Annotated in this window: 20 protein-coding genes; 10 read left to right on the top strand and 10 right to left on the bottom strand. The window is 55.2% G+C overall.

What is annotated here, in order from left to right; genetic code table 11:
* Positions 1 to 762, bottom strand: coding sequence for a hypothetical protein (locus Q1A43_RS02575; RefSeq protein WP_299932204.1), 762 nt, complete (start codon positions 760 to 762; stop codon positions 1 to 3).
* A gap of 75 nt (positions 763 to 837) precedes the next feature.
* A complete protein-coding gene (locus Q1A43_RS02570) occupies positions 838 to 1,860 on the bottom strand; it encodes a tripartite tricarboxylate transporter substrate binding protein (protein WP_299932201.1) in 1,023 nt (340 codons plus the stop codon).
* A gap of 134 nt (positions 1,861 to 1,994) precedes the next feature.
* Here Q1A43_RS02570 and Q1A43_RS02565 point away from each other — a divergent pair, with 134 nt between their 5' ends.
* The 4 genes from Q1A43_RS02565 to Q1A43_RS02550 all read left to right on the top strand — a co-directional run bounded on the left by Q1A43_RS02565 (position 1,995) and on the right by Q1A43_RS02550 (position 5,741).
* Positions 1,995 to 3,086: an isocitrate/isopropylmalate family dehydrogenase gene (locus tag Q1A43_RS02565; protein ID WP_299932198.1), complete on the top strand. Its 1,092-nt coding sequence runs from the start codon at positions 1,995 to 1,997 to the stop codon at positions 3,084 to 3,086.
* Entirely contained in the window at positions 3,083 to 4,108 is a 1,026-nt protein-coding gene (locus Q1A43_RS02560; RefSeq protein ID WP_299932195.1) for a Gfo/Idh/MocA family oxidoreductase, read from the top strand. Before Q1A43_RS02565 ends, Q1A43_RS02560 begins: the two co-directional genes overlap by 4 nt.
* Positions 4,109 to 4,117: 9 nt before the next feature.
* On the top strand, positions 4,118 to 4,795 hold the full coding sequence (locus Q1A43_RS02555) for a GntR family transcriptional regulator (protein WP_299932192.1): 678 nt from the start codon (positions 4,118 to 4,120) through the stop codon (positions 4,793 to 4,795).
* A gap of 106 nt (positions 4,796 to 4,901) precedes the next feature.
* Positions 4,902 to 5,741: a hypothetical protein gene (locus Q1A43_RS02550; protein ID WP_299932189.1), complete on the top strand. Its 840-nt coding sequence runs from the start codon at positions 4,902 to 4,904 to the stop codon at positions 5,739 to 5,741.
* Here the strand turns inward: Q1A43_RS02550 and Q1A43_RS02545 are convergent.
* The 5 genes from Q1A43_RS02545 to Q1A43_RS02525 are packed head-to-tail and all read right to left on the bottom strand — an operon-like array spanning position 5,726 to position 9,594.
* Positions 5,726 to 7,279, bottom strand: coding sequence for a polyamine aminopropyltransferase (locus Q1A43_RS02545; RefSeq protein ID WP_299932187.1), 1,554 nt, complete (start codon positions 7,277 to 7,279; stop codon positions 5,726 to 5,728). The two genes, Q1A43_RS02550 and Q1A43_RS02545, sit on opposite strands and share 16 nt — an antisense overlap.
* A complete protein-coding gene (locus Q1A43_RS02540) occupies positions 7,276 to 7,500 on the bottom strand; it encodes a DUF350 domain-containing protein (protein WP_299920855.1) in 225 nt (74 codons plus the stop codon). Before Q1A43_RS02540 ends, Q1A43_RS02545 begins: the two co-directional genes overlap by 4 nt.
* Before the next feature lie 10 nt (positions 7,501 to 7,510).
* Positions 7,511 to 7,684 carry a hypothetical protein gene (locus Q1A43_RS02535; RefSeq protein ID WP_299920858.1) on the bottom strand — a complete coding sequence of 58 codons (174 nt, stop codon included), beginning with the start codon at positions 7,682 to 7,684 and terminating at the stop codon, positions 7,511 to 7,513.
* A 9-nt stretch (positions 7,685 to 7,693) separates the two neighbouring features.
* Positions 7,694 to 8,983: a DUF4178 domain-containing protein gene (locus Q1A43_RS02530; RefSeq protein WP_299932184.1), complete on the bottom strand. Its 1,290-nt coding sequence runs from the start codon at positions 8,981 to 8,983 to the stop codon at positions 7,694 to 7,696.
* Positions 8,980 to 9,594 (bottom strand): DUF4178 domain-containing protein, encoded by a 615-nt coding sequence (locus Q1A43_RS02525; RefSeq protein ID WP_299932181.1) that lies wholly within the window; start codon positions 9,592 to 9,594, stop codon positions 8,980 to 8,982. The genes Q1A43_RS02530 and Q1A43_RS02525 overlap by 4 nt, the downstream gene beginning before the upstream one ends.
* Positions 9,595 to 9,834: 240 nt before the next feature.
* On the opposite strand from Q1A43_RS02525, the gene Q1A43_RS02520 reads away from it, so the two are divergent.
* The 4 genes from Q1A43_RS02520 (at position 9,835) to Q1A43_RS02505 (ending at position 15,206) form a co-directional block, all read left to right on the top strand.
* A complete protein-coding gene (locus tag Q1A43_RS02520; RefSeq protein WP_299932178.1) occupies positions 9,835 to 11,226 on the top strand; it encodes a bifunctional enoyl-CoA hydratase/phosphate acetyltransferase in 1,392 nt (463 codons plus the stop codon).
* A complete protein-coding gene (locus tag Q1A43_RS02515) occupies positions 11,223 to 12,398 on the top strand; it encodes an acetate/propionate family kinase (RefSeq protein WP_299920870.1) in 1,176 nt (391 codons plus the stop codon). The genes Q1A43_RS02520 and Q1A43_RS02515 overlap by 4 nt, the downstream gene beginning before the upstream one ends.
* Before the next feature lie 102 nt (positions 12,399 to 12,500).
* The gene (locus Q1A43_RS02510) at positions 12,501 to 13,283 is read left to right on the top strand and encodes a transporter substrate-binding domain-containing protein (RefSeq protein WP_299920872.1); all 783 of its coding nucleotides are present in this window, start codon (positions 12,501 to 12,503) and stop codon (positions 13,281 to 13,283) included.
* Between the two features lie 198 nt (positions 13,284 to 13,481).
* A complete protein-coding gene (locus tag Q1A43_RS02505; protein ID WP_299932175.1) occupies positions 13,482 to 15,206 on the top strand; it encodes a methyl-accepting chemotaxis protein in 1,725 nt (574 codons plus the stop codon).
* Between the two features lie 27 nt (positions 15,207 to 15,233).
* Here the strand turns inward: Q1A43_RS02505 and Q1A43_RS02500 are convergent, their stop codons facing one another.
* Entirely contained in the window at positions 15,234 to 16,196 is a 963-nt protein-coding gene (locus Q1A43_RS02500; RefSeq protein ID WP_366944222.1) for a fatty acid desaturase, read from the bottom strand.
* Positions 16,197 to 16,259: 63 nt separating this feature from the next.
* Here Q1A43_RS02500 and Q1A43_RS02495 point away from each other — a divergent pair, with 63 nt between their 5' ends.
* A complete protein-coding gene (locus tag Q1A43_RS02495; RefSeq protein ID WP_299932172.1) occupies positions 16,260 to 17,123 on the top strand; it encodes a helix-turn-helix transcriptional regulator in 864 nt (287 codons plus the stop codon).
* A gap of 66 nt (positions 17,124 to 17,189) precedes the next feature.
* Here Q1A43_RS02495 and Q1A43_RS02490 read toward each other — a convergent pair whose 3' ends face one another.
* Entirely contained in the window at positions 17,190 to 18,239 is a 1,050-nt protein-coding gene (locus Q1A43_RS02490) for an aldo/keto reductase (protein WP_299932169.1), read from the bottom strand.
* A gap of 116 nt (positions 18,240 to 18,355) precedes the next feature.
* On the opposite strand from Q1A43_RS02490, the gene Q1A43_RS02485 reads away from it, so the two are divergent.
* Entirely contained in the window at positions 18,356 to 19,000 is a 645-nt protein-coding gene (locus Q1A43_RS02485; RefSeq protein WP_299932166.1) for a hypothetical protein, read from the top strand.
* Here Q1A43_RS02485 and Q1A43_RS02480 read toward each other — a convergent pair.
* Complete coding sequence (locus tag Q1A43_RS02480) at positions 18,971 to 19,456, bottom strand: PaaI family thioesterase (RefSeq protein ID WP_299932163.1); 486 nt, start codon at positions 19,454 to 19,456, stop codon at positions 18,971 to 18,973. The genes Q1A43_RS02485 and Q1A43_RS02480 overlap by 30 nt on opposite strands.
* Positions 19,457 to 19,482: the final 26 nt, after the last annotated feature.

Below are 19,482 nucleotides of genomic sequence, written 5' to 3'. Positions count from 1 at the left end.
TCAGCGGCTCCAGAGCGGTTTGAGAGTGACGTAGTAGTGGTATTCGATCTGTTTAAAGATCAGCCCGCCGCGGTTCGGCACGTTCTGGCGAAACCCAAAGGCCATGGCGCAGACAAGAATGGTGGGGGCTAGTACGGCAATGATTGGGGTGGCGCGGGCTACGCGATCCCCCTTGCCTTGGACAAGGACCACACCCGTCAAGACGAGCCAAACCAAAAGGGTTAGCCAATCATCATCATGTTTGGCCCATTCCGATTGCGGCAGATGCACAGCCATCGCATAGGCTCCGGGCAGTGCAATCGCCGATGCCGCCACACCCATCCGCCGGGCAAAGCCGCCGTGATAGCCATAGATCAACGCCGTGATCAGCAAGCCCGAGCACAGGATGAAATCAACGCGCGGCACAAGGCCCGCAATGTAGAAAAACAAGATGACGGCCAGGGTTGAAAAGCGCCATGCCTCGTCTCGGTTCCAGCCAATGCCGACCTGTCCCAGCGCGGTTTTGGCCCCGCCTTCACGCAGCGCGATCACAAACAAAACCACCGAAAGCACCAAAAGCCCGGTGAAAATACCAAGCGGCACAATCGCGGCCGAATTGTACCAATCACCGCCACTTACTCCAGCGCGGTTTTCGCCCCACAGCGGGATAAACGACGTCCGCCAGAGAAAGAAAAGTGACAGGGCAAACAGCCCGATAGATGTCCAGAAATCGCGCGCCCGCAGCACCGCTTTTTCGTCCGTTATGTTTTGCCGAGTGTCCACCCGCGCCTCCCCACATCGTCCACAAAGGGCGCAAAGCAAACCTTGCGCCCTTTGCCATGTTCAAATTGCCGTTGATTAGGGTTTCATGATGCCCAGTTTTTCGGGATCAACCGTGGCCGCGCCCAGATCTTTGAGCGTGTAGGCAAAGGTGGCTTCGAGCGTGTTGAAGAGCTTTTGCGCCTCGGCGCCGTATTGGCCGCCCACGTCATAATTGTTGGCCGCCGCCCATTCCGCCACAGTCTCCGAGGCAATCGCCTTTTCGAACGCCGCGCCAAGCGCCGCTTTGACGTCATCACCAGCCGAGTTGTGAACTGCAAAGCCAATGGCCTGTTTCAGCGGCAGATATTTGTCGAGGCCATCATAGATGCTAAAGGCCGATGGAACCTCGGCTCCACCGATGGTGGCGGCGTCTGCGGTCAGCATTGCCAATGGCTTGAGCTCGCCACCTTCGATCAATGCAGCTTGTTCCGCCAGAGACGTCACAACCAAGGCAACTTCGCCCGCGATGGCGGCTTCTTGACCGGGGGCAGACCCTTTGTAAGGCACAAATTTGAATTCAGCACCGGCCCCTTGCTGAATGGCCAAGAGGTTCAAATGGTGGATCGACCCGGCTCCAGAGGCGGCGGCGGGAATGGTGCCCGGCGCGGCTTTGGCCGCGTCAACCAACTCTTGAAGCGTATTGTAAGGCGAATTGGCCGGAACCGAGATCAGGTCGGGCGAGCCACCCACAATGAACGGGTACCAATAGTCAAATTTCTTGTCCCACCCGCCCTGAACGGCGGCGGTGACGTTGGATTCCGACAGACCAACCAAGGTGTAGCCATCATCGGGTTGGTTCGAGACATAGACCATCCCATTTGATCCCGCGACACCACCAGTTTGGTTGATGACGTTTACCGAGACCGGCAGATGCTTTTCCATCTCGGCCATGATCATGCGGTTGATCGTGTCGGTGCCTCCTCCGGCCCCCCACACAACTGCGGTGGTGATATCGCGATACGGATAATCCTGCGCAAGCGCAGACGTAGCCAAGCTAGACATGCCAACCCCGGCCACCATGGCGGCGACTGCGGCAATCTTTGCAAGTTTGAACGTCATAAGTTGTCCTCCCAGACCTTTGCGTTTGTTGTTGCATCTATTTGCGTATGCATTAAATAATGCACTGTCAACTTTTTTACTGCATAGAATGCGCGAACATGTCACTTTGGGGCATGCGACAAGGACAGGTGAACATGACTAAGAACTATGAGATTGCGGTGTTTGAGGGCGATGGAATTGGCCCGGAAATCACTGATCCAACTGTAAAAATTCTCGATCAGATGGCGCGCAATTCAAACAGCTATGGCCTAACGTTTACCGATGCCCCCGCCGGGGCAGCCCATTACGCAAAGACAGGCGAATCCCTTCCTGAGGCATCGATGGAGATCGCCCGGCGGTCCGATGCGATTCTGCTTTCGGCGATGGGATTGCCCGATGTGCGCTACGCCGATGGCACCGAAATCTCGCCCCAAATTGACCTGCGCAAAGCGCTGACCCTCTTTGCGGGTGTGCGCCCGGTGACGGTTCGCGCCGGTCAACGCACCCCGTTGAACATGCCCGACGGCAAAGAGATCGACTTTGTTTTGATCCGCGAAAGCACCGAGGGGCTGTTTTACACCCAAGGCCGGGGTGAGGTGACCGAGAATGAGGCGCGTGAAACCCTTTTGATCACCCGCGATATTTCGGAAAAACTGTTCAAATTTGCCTTTGACCTTGCCAAAACTCGCAAGGCCTCTGGTCGGGGGCCGGGCAAAGTGACCTGTGTCGACAAGGCCAATGTCTTTCGCGCCTTTGCGTTTTTCCGCGAGATGTTTGATGCCGAGGCCGCCAAACACCCTGATCTGATCTCGGATCACGCCTATGTTGATGCCACGGCGCTTTGGATGGTGCAAAAGCCTTGGGATTTTGACGTGATGGTCACCGAAAACATGTTCGGCGATATTTTGTCCGACCTGGGCGCTGGTTTGATGGGCGGACTTGGCCTTGCGCCCTCAGCCGATATTGGTTTGGAAAACGCTGTGTTTCAACCCTGCCACGGCTCGGCCCCCGATATTGCAGGTCAGGGTGTTGCCAACCCCTTTGCGATGATCCTATCCGGGGCGATGATGCTGGAATGGTTGGGCATTCGCCACGATGTTGAGGCGATGCAAAACGACGGCGCGCGTCTTCGCCAAGCGGTTGACCAAGTGGTCGCCGAGGGGCAAGTTTTGACCCGTGACCTTGGTGGCGCGGCCGGAACCGCCGATGCCGCAAGCGCCGTTGCAAAGGTTTTGGGGGTGGCATGAGTGATCAAAGAATAAGGGTTGCCTGCGTTGGGGCCGGTTATTTCAGCCAATTCCATTACGGCAGTTGGGCGCGTATTGACGGGGTCGATTTGGTTGGTTCGTGCAACCGCGACATCGAGGCTGCCAAGCGGACCGGCCTCCCCGCGTATAACGATTTGGCGCAGATGATCGACGAGGTAAAACCCGACCTTGTTGACATCATCCTCCCCCCCGTTGTCCACGCCCAGATGATCCGGGTTGCCTTGGACAAGGGGGTTAAATCCCTGATCTGTCAAAAACCGTTTTGTCAAAACAAGGGCGAGGCCCAAGAGATGGTCGCCTTGGCAAAGGCCCATGGTGCCCAAATCATCGTACATGAAAACTTTCGGTTTCAGCCTTGGTATCGCACGCTCAAGGCGCAATTGGATAACAACTCAGTTGGCCAGCTACAGCAGATTACCTTTCGCCTACGCCCCGGTGATGGCCAAGGCCCTCGGGCCTACTTGGACCGCCAGCCCTATTTTCAGGAAATGGAGCGGTTTTTGGTCCATGAAACGGCGGTGCATTGGGTGGATACCTTCCGGTATTTGCTTGGCAATCCGACGGCGGTCTATGCCGATCTGCGCCAGATGAACCCAGTGATCGCCGGCGAAGATGCCGGATATATTCTGTTTGACCACCCGCACGGTGTCCGCGCCTTGTTTGACGGCAATCGCCATCTTGATCACGCCGCAGACAACCATCGTCGCACCATGGGTGAGGCGTTGATCGAGGGCACCGAAGGGGTGATCAAGCTGCGCGGAGATGGGTCATTATGGCGGCGCGGATTTCAGGAATTGCATGAAACCTGCATTCTTGACGCCGATCACTGGGAGGGGTTTGGCGGCGATTGCGTCCACCACTTGCAAAGCCATGTAATTTCGGGCCTTCTGCAGCAAACGCCACTGGAAAACCTTGCGCAGGACTACCTGCGCGTGATTGACATCGAAGAGGCCATCTATGCCTCGGCAGATCAGGGGCAAAAGATCAGACTGGAGCCGTAAGGGGCAAACGTGAAGCAGCAGGACGTCAAACCGCAATCCAACACCCAGCGCGCCATCGAAGCGATGCGCCAGATGATCTTTGCCGGGGATCTTCCGGCAGGATCAGACCATTTGGAAAGCGAGTTGGCCGAGCAATTGGGCATGTCCCGTACCCCAATCCGCGAGGCGGCTTTGACGCTCGAAGGGCAAGGCTTGCTTGAGATGCGACCGCGCAAAGGCGTTCGCATTTTGCCCGTGTCCCCCGACGACATGCGCGAAATTTACGATGTTTTGACCGAGTTGGAGAGTTTGGCCGCCAAACAAGCCGCGAAGCGCCGCCCCAGCCACGCCGACCTTGCTCCGCTGGCCAAAGCCATCACCGACATGGACGCAGCCCTAGCAGCCGGTGCGCTAGAGGATTGGGCTGATGCAGATGAACGGTTTCACAAAGAATTGGTTCGCTTGGGCGGCAATTCTCGCGTGCGTATGATCGTGAACATGCTGAGCGATCAGGTGCGCCGCGCCCGGATGATCACCCTGCATATGCGCCCCATTCCGGTGAAATCCAACGAAGATCACCGCGCCGTTTTTGACGCGATCAAATCTGGTGACGGGGATCAGGCCCACATCATCCACCGCGCCCACCGGCAAGCGGCCAAGGATTTGATTGTCGGACTTTTGGAAAAGCACAAGCTAAGCCGGGTATAGTGTTGAAAATCACCAAACGACTGTCGTCCATTGCATTGGGGGTCTTAGCCTCAATCGCAGCCTCCCCTCCTCTGCTGCATGTTTGGATCATCCGCAGTGGCAAGGGTTGCCCCTGACTGCGGATTATGTCGACCAAGTTTCCAGCTCAGAAAACGATGCCTTTCGGCGCGCAGCCCTGCAAACATTGCTTTTGTCGAAAATCGAGGCACGCAAAGCATCGGTTCTTAAACGTGCTATCCCGCAGGCGCTGTTGAAAACCAAGGACAACCGCGCCAGCATCGGAAAAACCCTCCGAGGAGGTGATCTCCGACAGCTTCCTGAACTGCTATTACGCCCGCCGGTCAACCGCAATCACGCCCGCGATATGGCCGAAATCTATTGGCTACATGGGTGCCCGGATGAGGCAATGCACATGATGCAAGCCCCAACCTTCTTTAGCGCCTTTGTGGCTGTTGGCCTCATTGAGGGGAAAGACGCACAACGCTTGCGTGATATCGCTGGCCATCCCGAGAGGTCGAAGTATAAAGCACAACGTTTTCTAACATTGGCGGACCTTTTGGACGGCCTAAACTCCCCCCCAAAAACCTTGTCCAACTACCGCGATTTTCTGATCGACTATCAGAAAAAGGAAAAGAGGCCAAACTCTCCATTAGACTTGGTTGCCGTCCAGTATTCTTTGGCAGTAATTATGAAAAGTCCTGATCGTCATCCGCCGCCTCGTTTGTCCTCGGGGCTTGATGACATCGCGTTCGCAAACGCCGTGCAGGCCTGGAAGAGTATAGGTACATTTTTCGCCCTGATCGGAGGATGCAAACAGACTCAACGAATGAGACGGGTAATGTTGTCGCTTCCTTCAGATAGACACGACATTTATTGGCGCCCCGAAGTCGAAGCCGTTGACGCCTATTGTCAAATGGAGGCGGCAGCGGGTCAGCGGAACCAATAGTCCCAACCATCTAGGTAATAGGCCACCAAAGGATGCGATTGCATCGTGTTGGCCTCGGCATCAACCCGATCCATATCCGCACCAAACACCTGTGCAGATTGCCAAATATCCGGTGTCAGGTAGCTTAGACCGCGGGGCAATTGTAGCCCCCGATCCGCCGGCAGATGCGGGCCAGAGATGACAAACCCCCATTCGCCAAAGCTTGGCACATAGCTGTGGTACGCGATCACACCCAAATCCTTGCCCGGTGCCTGGGGGTTGCGGGCGCTTTCCAATGTGTTGGCAATCGACCAAAAGGCCTGACGGGCAAAGAATGGTGATCCGGCTTGTGTCACCATCAAGCCTTGGGCGCTTAGACGTTCCATCAACAAGCCGTAGAACTGGCGACTATAGAGTTTAGACAAGGCAACAGTTTTGGGATCGGGCAGGTCGACAATGATCACGTCAAAGACGCGGCTGTTTTTTTCGACAAACTGCCATGCGTCCCCGTTTTGGATATCAACACGGGGGTCACTTAGCGATTTGTCATTCAAAAGCGACAAGTCCGGATGATCGCGGAAAATTTCGGTCACACGCGGGTCAAGATCAACCAAGGTGATTGTTTCGACATCCGCGTAGCGCAGCACCTCGCGCACCGCCATGCCATCGCCGCCACCAAGGATAAGGACGTTGGCGCGCCGCGGGGCAAGAGCCATCACCGGATGGACCAGAGGTTCGTGATATCGGTGTTCGTCAAGGCTATCAAATTGGATAGAATGATTGAGGAAAAGCCGCGTGCGTTCACGATACCGGGTCACAGTGATTTGTTGGTATGGCGTGGCTTCGGTCAAGATAACGTCATCTTCGAAAAGCTGGGTTTCGGTGATCGCCACAAGGCGTTCAGATTGCACCAAGCCATAGATCGCTCCGATCAAGGCCACGGCCCAGACCACCACCATCGCTTTGGTGACATGTTCACGAAACAGGTAGATCGACAGACCGGCAACCAAAAGGTTGAGAACGCCAAAGGCCAAGCTCGCCGACATTAGCCCCAAATGCGGGATCACCAAAAGAGGAAAGGCAACCGAGGCGACCAAGGCCCCGACATAGTCAACGCTCAGGACGTTTTCGAAACGGTTTTCAAAGGCACCGACAGCCTCCATCGCGCGGGCGATCAGCGGGATTTCCATGCCCGACAAAACGCCAATGGCGATAAGCATCGTGTATAGGGGGGCGGCGACGCTCCCCAAGGCAGCGTAATGCAGAAATAGCGCCGGGGCCATAAAGCCCCCCACCACGCCCAACAAGATTTGCGCCCAGATAAAGCCGCTAAGCGGTTGCGCGACAAAGCGAGATAGCCACGCGCCAACCCCCATCGCCGACAAGAATATGCCAATAACAAGCGAAAACTGGCGAATGGAGTCGCCCAAAAGATAGCTCGACAGCGTTGCCGCGATCAGCTCGTAGATCAGCCCGGCAACGGCCACCAGAAAGGTCGCCGCCAAGAGCCAGACTTCCCGCGCCCGTGTGTTGGGCGCAGGTAAAGGCGTGTCACTCATGAAACGATGACGGCCGCGATGATGATCGAGATCGAGATGAAGAGCATACCGATGACCACCGCCAATGCGATGTTCTGATCCTCTTCGATTTCCTTCATGATCGGAAAGGGTGTGATCCAATCAAGGACCTTCCAGGTCACCCACATCAGGAACATGCCCAATGCGGTATAAACGATGGTTCCGACCACTTCGGCGGCTTTGACGGCAAGAAGAAATTCCATGATGTCCCCGTTATTTGACGCGGTTATTGCTATAATAGTACCCGCCCCCACCACTGCCCACGCGAACAGAGTTGGAGGTGTCGAGGTCGGCGCTGGTGCCGCCAACCCCTTGATAGCCAAGATAGGCTGTGCCAGCGACCAGCAAGGTCGAGACCGACAAAAAGACGATGCGAAACAAATTCATGTTGTCACCTTAATCATTCCAATCACCGCCAGCCCAACGCTTGGACTGATGCCGCCAGCGTCGGACAAAGGTCCACGCGCTGATACCTGCGAACGCCAAGCCCAACAAGAACAACAACTTGCCGCTGGTTTGCCCCTCGCGAATGCGTAGGTCGAGCCGGGTAATGGCGTTTTTGGGTTGGGCCAGTGTGCCTGACCAAATGCCGCTTTCGGCTTCGCCCAGGTTCAATTGATAAGTGCCCGCTGTTTTGGCCAAAAACCGCAGGTTCGCCTTGCCCGATCCTTCGGTCCAAGAGCCATCGCTGTCGCGGCCGTGATAACGTTCCATGGTGCGTCCGGCCCCGAACAAGATGTTGCCTTCGGGGTCTTGCACCGTCAGGCCAATGCTCGCCCAGCTATTGGACACATCCGCCGCAAGGGCGATCTCGGCCAGTTTGTTGGGCTGACTGATCTCAAAGGGGATTTCCACCGGCAATCCAGCCACCGGAAGGCCAACCTCGGTCAGGACCGACTTGCCACCGCTAAGGCCAAAGACAAAGCCCAACACCATGCATGCAACGGCAAAACCAGCGGCGCAATTGCGTAGGAAGGTGAAATTCGGGCCACCCTTGAACGGCATCAACGGGTGGATTTTCTTAGTCAGTTTTGGCGGTTCAATGCCAAAGCTTTTCGCCACTTCTTTGCGAGGCAAATAGACCGAGCGATAGGTTTCGCGTTCGGTTTGGGTTTGCGAAAACCCAAGCATCGCATCCTCTGACAGGGTGCTGACAGTGGTCGACTTGTCGCCAATCTTCACTTCCCATGTGAATTCACCCTCCGCAAAGGTGACCTCACTGGTTGTGGTTTCGTAATACTTGAACGTCTGGCCTTTGATGCGCAATATCGGCGGTGTTTCGGCCTTTTCGACCTGATGTTCAGATACCCAACCGGGGCCGCGATAGCGCCGTGAAAAGACAAAATGCCCGTTCTCAATCGTCAGATAGGCATAGCCATGTGTGGGCGAAAACAGCTGATGGTCGATCCATGTCCATTCCTGCCCGCCATAACGTTCCTTGTGCTCAAGCGTGCCGATCACCGTGTAATCGACATCCCAAATCTTGCCCGTCATCCCAAGCATAAACGGCGAGTCGGGGCGTTTGAGATCACTAAAGGTGCGCAGAGCCTTGTAGCTATCAAGCGCGTCCAACTCGGTGCCGCAATAGGGACAGATATGCACAGTAACACGACCGCCGCCCAGCACATCCAAACCAGCCCCACAGGCGGTGCAATTGATTGTTTTTAGATCATCGCTGCGTGTCATGTGCCGCTCACCACTTTGATGTCAAAGGGGTCAAACCATTCACCCAAGAACCAGCTCTCGCCACCGTCCCAAAACTCACCGGACAACAAATCGCCACCCTGGTTCAGAGCGTTGACAAAGGAGTGCGTGTCGCCCACATCGATGGGTTCGCCAAAGCTCCCTCGGATGGCGACGCATTCGGCGCTTTCGATCTCTTTGACCCGGTAGGTTCGGCGGTCATAGGTGACCTTTTGGCCAAGCTTGGCCGGCCCTATCAGGCGCGGTTGGCCCTTGCTGGGAAGCGGTTCCTGAACCACGACATCACCCTCGTCGACCGAAACCCAAAACGGATCACCGCGACCATCGACACCCCAAAATTCATCCCAGAACCCGCGTCCATAGGAATATCGCGCGTGGCCGTAAATATCGACATGGTAACTGCCAAGGATCACTTTGTCGCCAATGCCAAATAACATCGGCGCGTCATGCATCTCACCGCCCTGCCCGGCCGTGAGTGCCTTGTCATCCGCTAAAAACAGCGACGTCCCACACGAAGTGCAGGTGGTCATTTTAACAATAGCCAAGGCCTGTTGGACCTGGTTCCCGCAATTGGGGCAATTAAAATCGGTCATAGGCTACAGGTTGCCCATGCCCGCCGGAAGTTCAAGTAAGGATTTCATGCCTGTGCAACACTGCCCAATTTCGCGGCAGGTGTGCCCGTCATGCACACGGCGCAATGCGGCAATGCCGCTCAAATTCACAATACAGTAACGTTAGCGGTTACATTTAGCGCAAACCGGCGTAAATCTCTGCGCAAAGTGGGGGGAAACTGGGAGGTTGAACCTGCAGAAGGACCTGAACAGGTGAAGCACATGTTGATTGAGAACAAGACCTTTGATGAGCTGAATATCGGGGATCAAGCCGAGTTGCGGCGTCTTTGTACACAAGATGACATGATCGTCTTTGCCAATGTGTCGGGCAACCACAACCCCATGCATATGTATGATGCCGATGGCGACGCCGATGGCCATCCCGAGGCGATTATGCCGGGCATGTTTGTTGGCGCGCTGATTTCTGCTGTCTTGGGCAATGTTCTGCCCGGCGCTGGCACGCTGTATCGGTCGCAAAACTTTCAGTTTCACAACCGGGCCCATGCAGGCGATGAATTGCTAAGCCGCGTGGTTGTGACCGACAAGAATGACAAAGACTGCACCGTCACCATGTCGACCGAAGTGCGGCGGGTGCGTGACGATGCCTTGGTTTTGGACGGCTGGGCCGAGGTCATGGCCCCGCGTCGCAAGGTCACTTACAACAGCCACGACCTTCCCGGGTTAGTCGTACAACGTCATCGTCATTTCGAAAAACTGCTGAAACGGGCCGAACCTTTGGCCGCGCTTGAAACCGCCGTTGTTTGCCCTGAGGATGTCAATTCCTTGGGTGGGGCCTTGTTGGCGCGCGAGCACACGATAATCGAGCCGATCCTGCTTGGGGACGCAGAAAAGATTGCAGCAACCGCCAAAGAGCTTGGACAGTCGTTGGACGGTGTCGAAATCATCGACATCAAAGACCACCGCGGCGCGGCGCGGCGTGCGGTTGAACTTGTACATGAAGGGCGCGCAAATGCTTTGATGAAGGGGCATTTGCACACCGACATGTTGCTGCGCCCACTGTTGGACAAGGTAACCGGGCTTCGGATGGGGCGCCGCTTTACCCATATTTTTGTGATGGACGTGCCCGGTTTGGCGCATCCGCTTTTGGTAAGTGACGCCGCGATCAACATCGCGCCGGACCTGAAAACCAAGGTCGACATCACCCAGAACGCCATTGATCTGGCGCTCAGCCTTGGCATCAAAGAACCCAAAGTTGGGGTTCTCTCGGCGGTGGAAACCGTGAACCCTGATTTGCCATCTTCCATCGACGCGGCTTTACTGTCGAAAATGGCCGATCGCGGCCAGATCACCGGTGGCCTTGTAGAAGGGCCGCTCGCTATGGATAATGCCATCGACATCGCGGCCGCCCGCACCAAAGGCATCGTGTCACCGGTCGCGGGGCGCGCCGACATTTTGGTGGTTCCCAATCTGGATGCGGGCAATATGCTCGCCAAACAATTGGCCTACCTAAGCCACGCCGAGAGCGCCGGGGTGGTTTTGGGCGCACGGGTGCCGGTTATCCTAAACTCTCGCGCTGATGATGACATGGCGCGTCTGGCCTCCTGTGCCGTTGCCGCTCTTCATCACAATCGTCTCAGCGGAGGCGCAAAATGAGCCATGTTCTGACGCTGAACGCTGGGTCTTCGACCTTGAAATTCGGCCTGTTCGAAGCGGGCGAAACCCCAAAACCGCTAATCACCGGATTGATCGACCATATTGGCGGCGCGGCAACGGCCAAGCTTAAGGATGCGCAGGGGAATACGGTTTCTTTTTCCGATCTTCCGGCCAAGAATTCCGCCAATCATGACGGCGCGCTTCAGGCCGCTTTGACGAAGATCTCCAATCGCTTTCCGAATGCGAAAATAGACGCTGTTGGCCACCGTGTAGTGCATGGCGGGCTGAACTTCTCTGACCCGGTCGAACTCACCCCCGAGGTGATTTCCGAGCTCTCGACCTTGATGCCCTTTGCCCCCTTGCATCAACCACACAATTTGGCCGGTGTGCGCTCGGCTTTGGCGGCGTTTCCAGACGCCAAGCAAGTTGCCTGTTTTGACACCGCCTTTCACCGCCAGCACCCGTTTGTGAACGATACGTTTGCCCTGCCGCGTAGCTATTATGACAAGGGCGTGCGTCGCTATGGCTTCCACGGGCTTAGCTACGATTACATCTCGGGCAAGCTCGCTGAAATTGCGCCAACGCTGCATGCCGGGCGCGTTGTGGTGGCCCATCTGGGCAACGGGGCATCGATGTGCGCGATGGAACACGGCCGTTCAGTGGCGTCATCGATGGGGTTTTCCTCGCTCGACGGTCTGCCAATGGGCACCCGCTCCGGTCAGCTTGACCCCGGTGTGCTTTTGTACCTGATGAACCAAGAGGGGCTAAGCGCAACCGAAATTTCAGACCTTTTGTACAAGAAATCCGGATTGCTCGGCCTTTCGGGCCTAAGCCATGACATGCGCGAACTTTTGGCGTCTGACGACATCCATGCTCGCGAAGCGGTCGACTATTTCTGCTTCCGAATTCGTCGCGAATTGGGCGGTTTGGCCGCCGCACTTGAGGGGTTGGATGCGATCGTGTTCACCGGTGGCATTGGAGAAAACGCCGCCAAAATCCGGCGACGTGTCTGTGCCGGGATGCATTGGATTGGGGTGGAATTAGACGAAGGGCGCAATGATGCTAACGAAACCATCATCAGTTCCAGCTTTAGCCGTGTGCATGTTATGGTCTTGCCAACAAACGAAGAATTGGTGATTGCCAAGGCGGCAACAGCGGCGATTGACGCTTGATTATAAACAAGGCGATATACTTGGATTTTAGCTTTAACCTCCTCTTAGAACCCTAATCCATACGGTCTCGGCAAAGTTTCTAACATTGCCAGAGGGTCTAAAATGACAAAGCTAACCGCCGTACTCGTTCTTTCCGCTATTGCCGCCACTGGCGGTTCCAACGTCGCAAGCGCCGCCAACCTAACCATCATGGCCGGTGAATTGCCGCCGATGATTATGGCCGATGGAACGGGGCGCGAAGTTGAAATCATTACCGAAGTGATGTCGCGCTGTGGCCATGAGGTCACGTTCAAAGTCCAACCCTTTACCCGCCATTGGAAAAGCTACGAATCCGGGACCGGCGACGCCGTGACAACTGTACCTCAGGGCATGCCTTTACCGGGTGGCCAGTCGCAGACCTATATCCAATACCAAAATGGGGTGTCCAATCTTCAGAACTCTGGGGCTAGCTTTGCCAACTTGGGTAGCCTCGCCGACCATACTGTGATTGCATTTATGGGGGCTTCTGACATTCTGCCTGGCCTTAAGGCCGCGACCAACAGTTTCAAAAGCTACAAAGAAGCCGCGGATCAGATTGTACAAAGCCGGATGATTTTCGCACAGCGCGTGGATGCGGTGATTGGTGACGGCATGATCTTCGCCGAGTTCAATCGCCAGCTACGTGACGACGCTGCGGACCTCCCTTTTGATCCGATGCAGAACGTTCAATTTCAGGCGACGTTTGAGCCTTCAAATTACGCCATGAATTTCCGCGATCCCGCCTTGACCGCCGATTTTGATCGCTGCTTCGGTGAAGCCGAGGCAGACGGCACAATCGCCCAAATCAACAAGGTGTGGGTTGAAAAATATCGCGACACACTCGGGTCCCAATATTTGGGCTACTGATATCACCACGAGATTTGGCAAAACGTTGATCGCCCGCATCCCCAATCGGATGCGGGCTTTTGGCCGTTCACTGTCTCACACTCGAGTTGATTCAGATTGTCTGAATTAACCGGGTTGTTTGGTTTGAAACGAAAGAAATCAAAAAGGAAATCCAGATAGAACAAGCTGGATTTACTTTGAACCCGCTGGAGACATCGCATGAAATGGTTCGCAAACTGGCCTATCCGTCGCAAACTCTTGGTTCCAGGGTTGTCGTCTTTGTTGGTTCTTGTACTTGTGATCACATTCTTTTGGGCAATGCGCTATTCGCAGGCGCTAAATGATGCATTTGCCCAAGAAATCCAGTTGATCGAAACCTATGTCTCCCCGCCACTTGCCTCTGCGGCATGGAACTTTGACGACGAGCTTGCCCAAAACACCCTGCTGTCCTTTTCCGACTACAAGGGTTTCGTTTTTGCGACCCTGATGACGGATGGTTCTGCCATGGCGGAACACACTTTGGCAGAGGCAATTGACCCAACTTGGGCACAGTCCGGTGCGACCCTCATCGAAAGTGGAGAGCTTCGCACGCGGCTTGGGAACCTTGAGATCATCCGCACCCCTCTCGTTTTGGATGGTAACAATGTGGGCGATCTCGTCTGGGGTGTTGATGTGTCAATTATCAGTGAGGCGATTTTTAATGCCAACAAAACCGCGGCTCTGATTGGCGTGATTTCTTACATTGCGTTCGCCGGTGTGCTGTTCTTGATTTCAACTTCGGTTGCCGGACCGATGACACGGGTTGTTCGGCGGCTCGAAGAGCTTCAGCAAGGCAATACAGATGTCGACATTCCCGAAGTCGATCGTCGAGACGAAGTCGGCTCTATCGGCAAGGCGCTCGCCAACCTTCGTGATGGCACCATCGAAAAAGAACGTCTCGCTGCCGAGCGTGCAGAGCGTCAAAAGAAGCAAATGGAAGTTGTCGAGCAACTCAGTGAAAACCTGTCCTCATTGGCTCAGGGTGATTTGACCGCGCATATTTCAATGGAGTTTCCGCCCCAATACGAACAGCTCAAGAACGATTTCAACGCAACATCCAAGCAGTTGCGCGAAACGGTGTCCGCTGTTGTCGACTCAGCGCGCGATATTCACGCCCGTGCTGCAGAGATTACCGGGGCCTCTGACGATCTTGCACGACGTACCGAGACCCAGGCCGCAACACTGGAACAAACCGCCGCAGCGTTGGACCAACTCACAGTTGGGTTGAAAAACACAGCTGATGGCGCGACCACAGTTTCAAACTCCATGCAAGAAACCAAAGAAGCTGCAGAACAAGGCGGTCAAGTTGTGGGGCGCACCGTGTCCGCGATGGGTGAAATCGAAAGCTCCTCCGAACATATCTCGCAAATCATCGGGGTCATTGACGACATCGCGTTCCAAACCAATCTTCTCGCCCTGAACGCTGGCGTCGAGGCCGCAAGGGCCGGCAAAGCGGGCGTTGGCTTCTCGGTTGTTGCATCTGAAGTGCAAAACCTTGCACAACGCTCAGCGGAAGCAGCCACCGAGATTAAAACTTTGATCGAAGCCTCAACTGACCATGTCAACAATGGGGTAACCCTCGTTGGTGAAACCGGTTCGGCGCTTAACCATATTGTGACACGCATCAACGCTGTTTTCACTTTGAACACCGACATCTCTGAAGGAACACAGAACCAGTCTCTGGGAATTAGCGAAGTCAACACAGCAATGGTCGGACTGGATCAGGTGACGCAACAAAACGCAGCCATGGTAGAAGAGGCCACAGCCGCCAGCCATGCGATGACGGAAAGCGCTACAAACCTTTTGAACCTTGTTTCCCAATTCAGAACGGCTTCTGAAGAATGCGCCAGCCCTAGTGGCGAATGGGACCAAGAAATTCCAGAAGATCAGCGCATAGCATCATGACCTAAAACATACCCATTTTGGCCAATCCTAAGGTTTTGGCCAAAATGGATGTGGGACCGGATCTTTAGATCTGAACATGTATTGACGGAATATCGCGGCATAAGATGGATAGACATATCCGCAGTTTCGACCAAGATAGCGATCCTTGTTACGCCAGTACAAGTTTGGCAATCGATACCACGGCACCATAGAATGCATGTGATGTACAACGTGCAAATTATTGTTCAGAAAAATCAGCGACAAAAGCCCTTTATCTTCGACAACAACAGTACGTCCGGGCGCATGGTCGTGAGCACGATGCTCCAGAAATGTCCTGATTTTCAAAATAGACAGCGCACCATAGACCGAAACCAACCAAGCCCAAACTGGCATATTTCCTACGAGGCTGAACCACAAGATAACCGTAGTCATAGCGGGAACATGAAGCACCCAACCCAATAAAACACGCCGATCCCCTGCTTTTATTGCCTTCCAATCAGACGCAGCAAAGGCCCAAGTTCCCATCACCGGCCCAAAAATCAAGCGCCCGGCCAAGGTATTGTTGATACGATAAAACCTCTTTCTCCAATTAGGCAGGTCCGCCCAAACGATCGGGTCCAAGTAATTGCTTTCTGGGTCATCGTAGGGATCAGTCAAAATCGACTCCCGGTGATGCGCCAAATGCAGGTCCTTGAATCTCAAATACGGCACAACCACAGATAGGGCCGGAAACACCAAAACGGCATTCCAGAAGGCTGACTTCGTAGGATGACCGTGCAGAGCCTCATGCGTCAACGACGAATGTAGGGCTGCCGACACACAGGCCAAAACCATCCCTAAAGGAAGCCAGATTTCGGCAACCCACGTGGTGCTAACGCCCCAGACAAAATAGCAAATCAACAATAGTGCAATCGTTGGCCACTCAACCTTGTGCCTTATGCTGGGTTGGGACATCCATATCGAAAAGCGCTCTAAATACGTTTTTATCATGCGCCAATCGCTATCAACCATTTGGGTTTGCTGGCACTCAGTGTTTAGTTAACAAATTTCCCGCAATGTGATAATTATCACCTCATGAGACAAATATCCGACAAGCGCCTTCGGGCCTGCCTATTTCGCACAAGACTTCAAGAGGCGATGAAAACGGCCAACAGCAATCAAACGCTTCTCTCTGCCCAAGTTGGTGTTGACCGCTCGACCATTTCCCAACTTCTCAAAGACAAGGGGGCCCGCCTACCCAACGCCCATCTCGTTGGCGGTTGTGCCGAAGCTCTGGGGGTGTCATCTGACTGGCTTCTCGGCCTTTCGGATAAACCCGAAAATGCCGAAGATCTCGTTGCGACCTCCCTAAGCATGACGCAAGCCAAAAGGGCCTTGGTCGATGACACCATATTCGGCTGGTACCAAGAGGCCGATGGATACAAGATCCGGTATGTTCCAGCGATGCTACCCGATATGCTTAAAACCCGTGCGGTTTTGAACTGGGAATATGAAAAACACCTCGGACGCAGTTCGGATCAGGCGATTGCAGCATCCGAGGAACGCCTGAACTGGATGCGCCAATCTCAATCTGACTATGAAATTTGTATCGCGCTCCACGAGATAGAAAGCTTTGCCGCCGGGACAGGCTATTACGCAGGCCTTTCCGCAGAGATTCGGGCCGCTCAAATCGACCACTGGACGGCACTCAGCGAAACGCTTTATCCGCGTCTCCGGCTGTATCTTTTCTGCGCGCGACACCTGTATTCTGCCCCTATCACGATCTTTGGGCCGCTTTTGGCAGCGCTCTACATGGGGAGCAACTATTTGGTTTTCCGCGACTCAATTCGCGTCTCTGCCATCACGGACCACTTTGACAATCTGCTACGCCAAGCGGATATCACGACCCGTGACTTGCCGTCTTTCCTGTCGGTTTTAAAAAGCCAGATCAAGGACTAAGGCTGGCCCCCTTGAAGGGCGGGGTGGGTGGGCGGGAGCCGCTCAAGGGGGCCTCCCGCCCTCTTCTCAGTAAGGCATCGGATGTTGTTTGTGCGTCGCGTCCAAGACTGCCAACACCTCTGGGGTCAACGTGACATCAGCCGCACCCAAGGCATGTTCCAACTGCGCCAAGGTGGTGGCCCCAAAAATCGAAGACGCAACAAAAGGCCGGCGTGCCGACCAAGCAAAAGCCATGTGAACCGGATCCAACCCAAAATTGCGGGCCACGGCCAAATACGCGTCAACCGCATCAAAAATCCGTTCAGACTTGCGCCCCCCCATGTCGCCATTGATCGACATACGCGATCCATCAGGCACAGCGCCGCTCTGGTATTTACCGCTTAGAAACCCAGCACCAAGTGGCGAAAACGGCAAAAGCCCGACATCTTCAAACATCATCATTTCGGCCAAATCCGTGTCTGCCATCCGGCAAACCAACGAATACTCGTTCTGAATCGACGCCACGCGCGGCCCACCCACCCGCTCGGCGGCGGCCAACCATTGCGCTGTCCCCCAAGCGCTCTCGTTTGAAAGGCCAAAGGCGCGAATGGTGCCGCGCTCAACTTCACGCTGCAACGCCCCTAGACAATCTTCCATCTGGTCGATCACCTCATCCCGGCTCATCCCACCTTTTAGCGGATCATAGCTCCAATTTTGGCGAAACATGTAGCTGCCCCGGTTGGGCCAGTGGAATTGGTACAGGTCAATACAATCGGTTTTGAGCCGTTTCAAAGACCCTTCAATCGCCTCGGGAATGGTTTGCGCGCTAATCATTGCGCCGTTGCGCGCATGCGCGAACCCGGCCCCGGAATGTTTGGTGGCAAGGACCCACTCCTTGCGCTTCCCCGTTTTCTCAAACCAGTTGCCGATGATTTCTTCAGTTCTGCCAACGGTTTCGGCACTGATCGGATTGACCGGATACATCTCGGCGGCATCCATGAAATTGATCCCAGCCGCCAGAGCCCGGTCAATCTGGGCATGGGCTTCGTCTTGTTTCGTCTGCGTGCCAAAGGTCATGGTGCCAAGGCAAAACTCTGATACATCGATGCCAGTACGGCCCAGTTTATTCATTTTCATTGCGGCATCTCCTTCGCGCGGGTTGCGCGAAAGATAGCGGTATCAGTTCAATTGCCAAGGGGCGTTTCCAGAAATTCACCCTTGAGAACATTTAGTGAACATTGTAATTTACCCCCATGACTGCTGCTGCCCTGCTTGCCCGCAAAACCCATCGCCCGCCACCGGGCCTTGCCCTTCTGGATGATGCCAGCCTGCCACTGGCGCGCGTCCATGAAATCTGTGGGCGGGCGCGGCGCACCCTTGCGGTGCGTATTGCCGCCAAACTTTTGGCCCAACTCAAAAGCAGCCCAAGCCTTGCCCCAATCTTTTGGATCACCCCCAAGTGGGAGCGTAACCGCCTTAACACCGATGGGCTGGCCCCCTTGTTGCCGCCGCAATCGCTGATCTTTCTCGACCCAATCCGGGGCGAAGACATTTTGTGGAGCATGGAGGAAATTCTGCGCAGTGGGGCCGCGCCGATGGTTGTGGCCGATCTGCCCGAACCACCCGGTATGACTCAGGTCCGCCGGTTGCATCTCGCCGCCGAAACCGGGGCGGGCGAAGGGCGGTTTCGCCCGCTTGGTCTCATGCTAACGCCGGGTTCTGGCGGCGCGCCGGGCGTTGAAACTCGCTGGCAGATGGAGCCTGATCACACCCCCGGTCAGGTGCGCTGGCGACTAGAACGGTTGCGTGCCCGCATGGCCCCGCCAAAAACATGGGCGTTAACCGGAAACCATCTGTTTCACCCCACCTCAGGCCCGCAAAATCATACAGGTCGTTGACCCGGTTGCGTATAGTTTGCCATCTTCCTTGCCTCGGATTTCGCCATTGGCCACCCCGGTTGATCGGCCGGAATGTTGCGCAATACCAATGGCCTGAACCGTCACACCCAAAGGGATCGCACGGGTGATATTGATCTTGTATTCCAAGGTCGTATAGCCTGCGCCCGAAGGTAGCGTCGTATGCACCGCACAGGCCATACAGCTATCCAAAATCGCGCCATACCAGCCGCCATGCACCGTGCGCAGCGGGTTGGCCACCGCCAATTCCGGCGTCCCTTCAAACACCACCCGGCCCTGTTCGGCCTCGACCGGCCAAAACCCCATGGTCTCGCCAATCGGCGGTCCGGCCCGCTCTCCGTTAACAATGCTTTGCATCATTTCGAGCCCCGGAACCGACATCAATTCCTCGGGGCTGGGCAATTCATCGACGGTTTTTGCGTATTTGCGCGACGGCATCGGGTGGCCTCCTTATTTGGCAAAGC

The organism is uncultured Pelagimonas sp., assembly GCF_947498515.1.
Classification (GTDB): Bacteria; Pseudomonadota; Alphaproteobacteria; order Rhodobacterales; family Rhodobacteraceae; genus Pelagimonas.
This window is presented reverse-complemented; position numbering and strand designations above follow the sequence as displayed.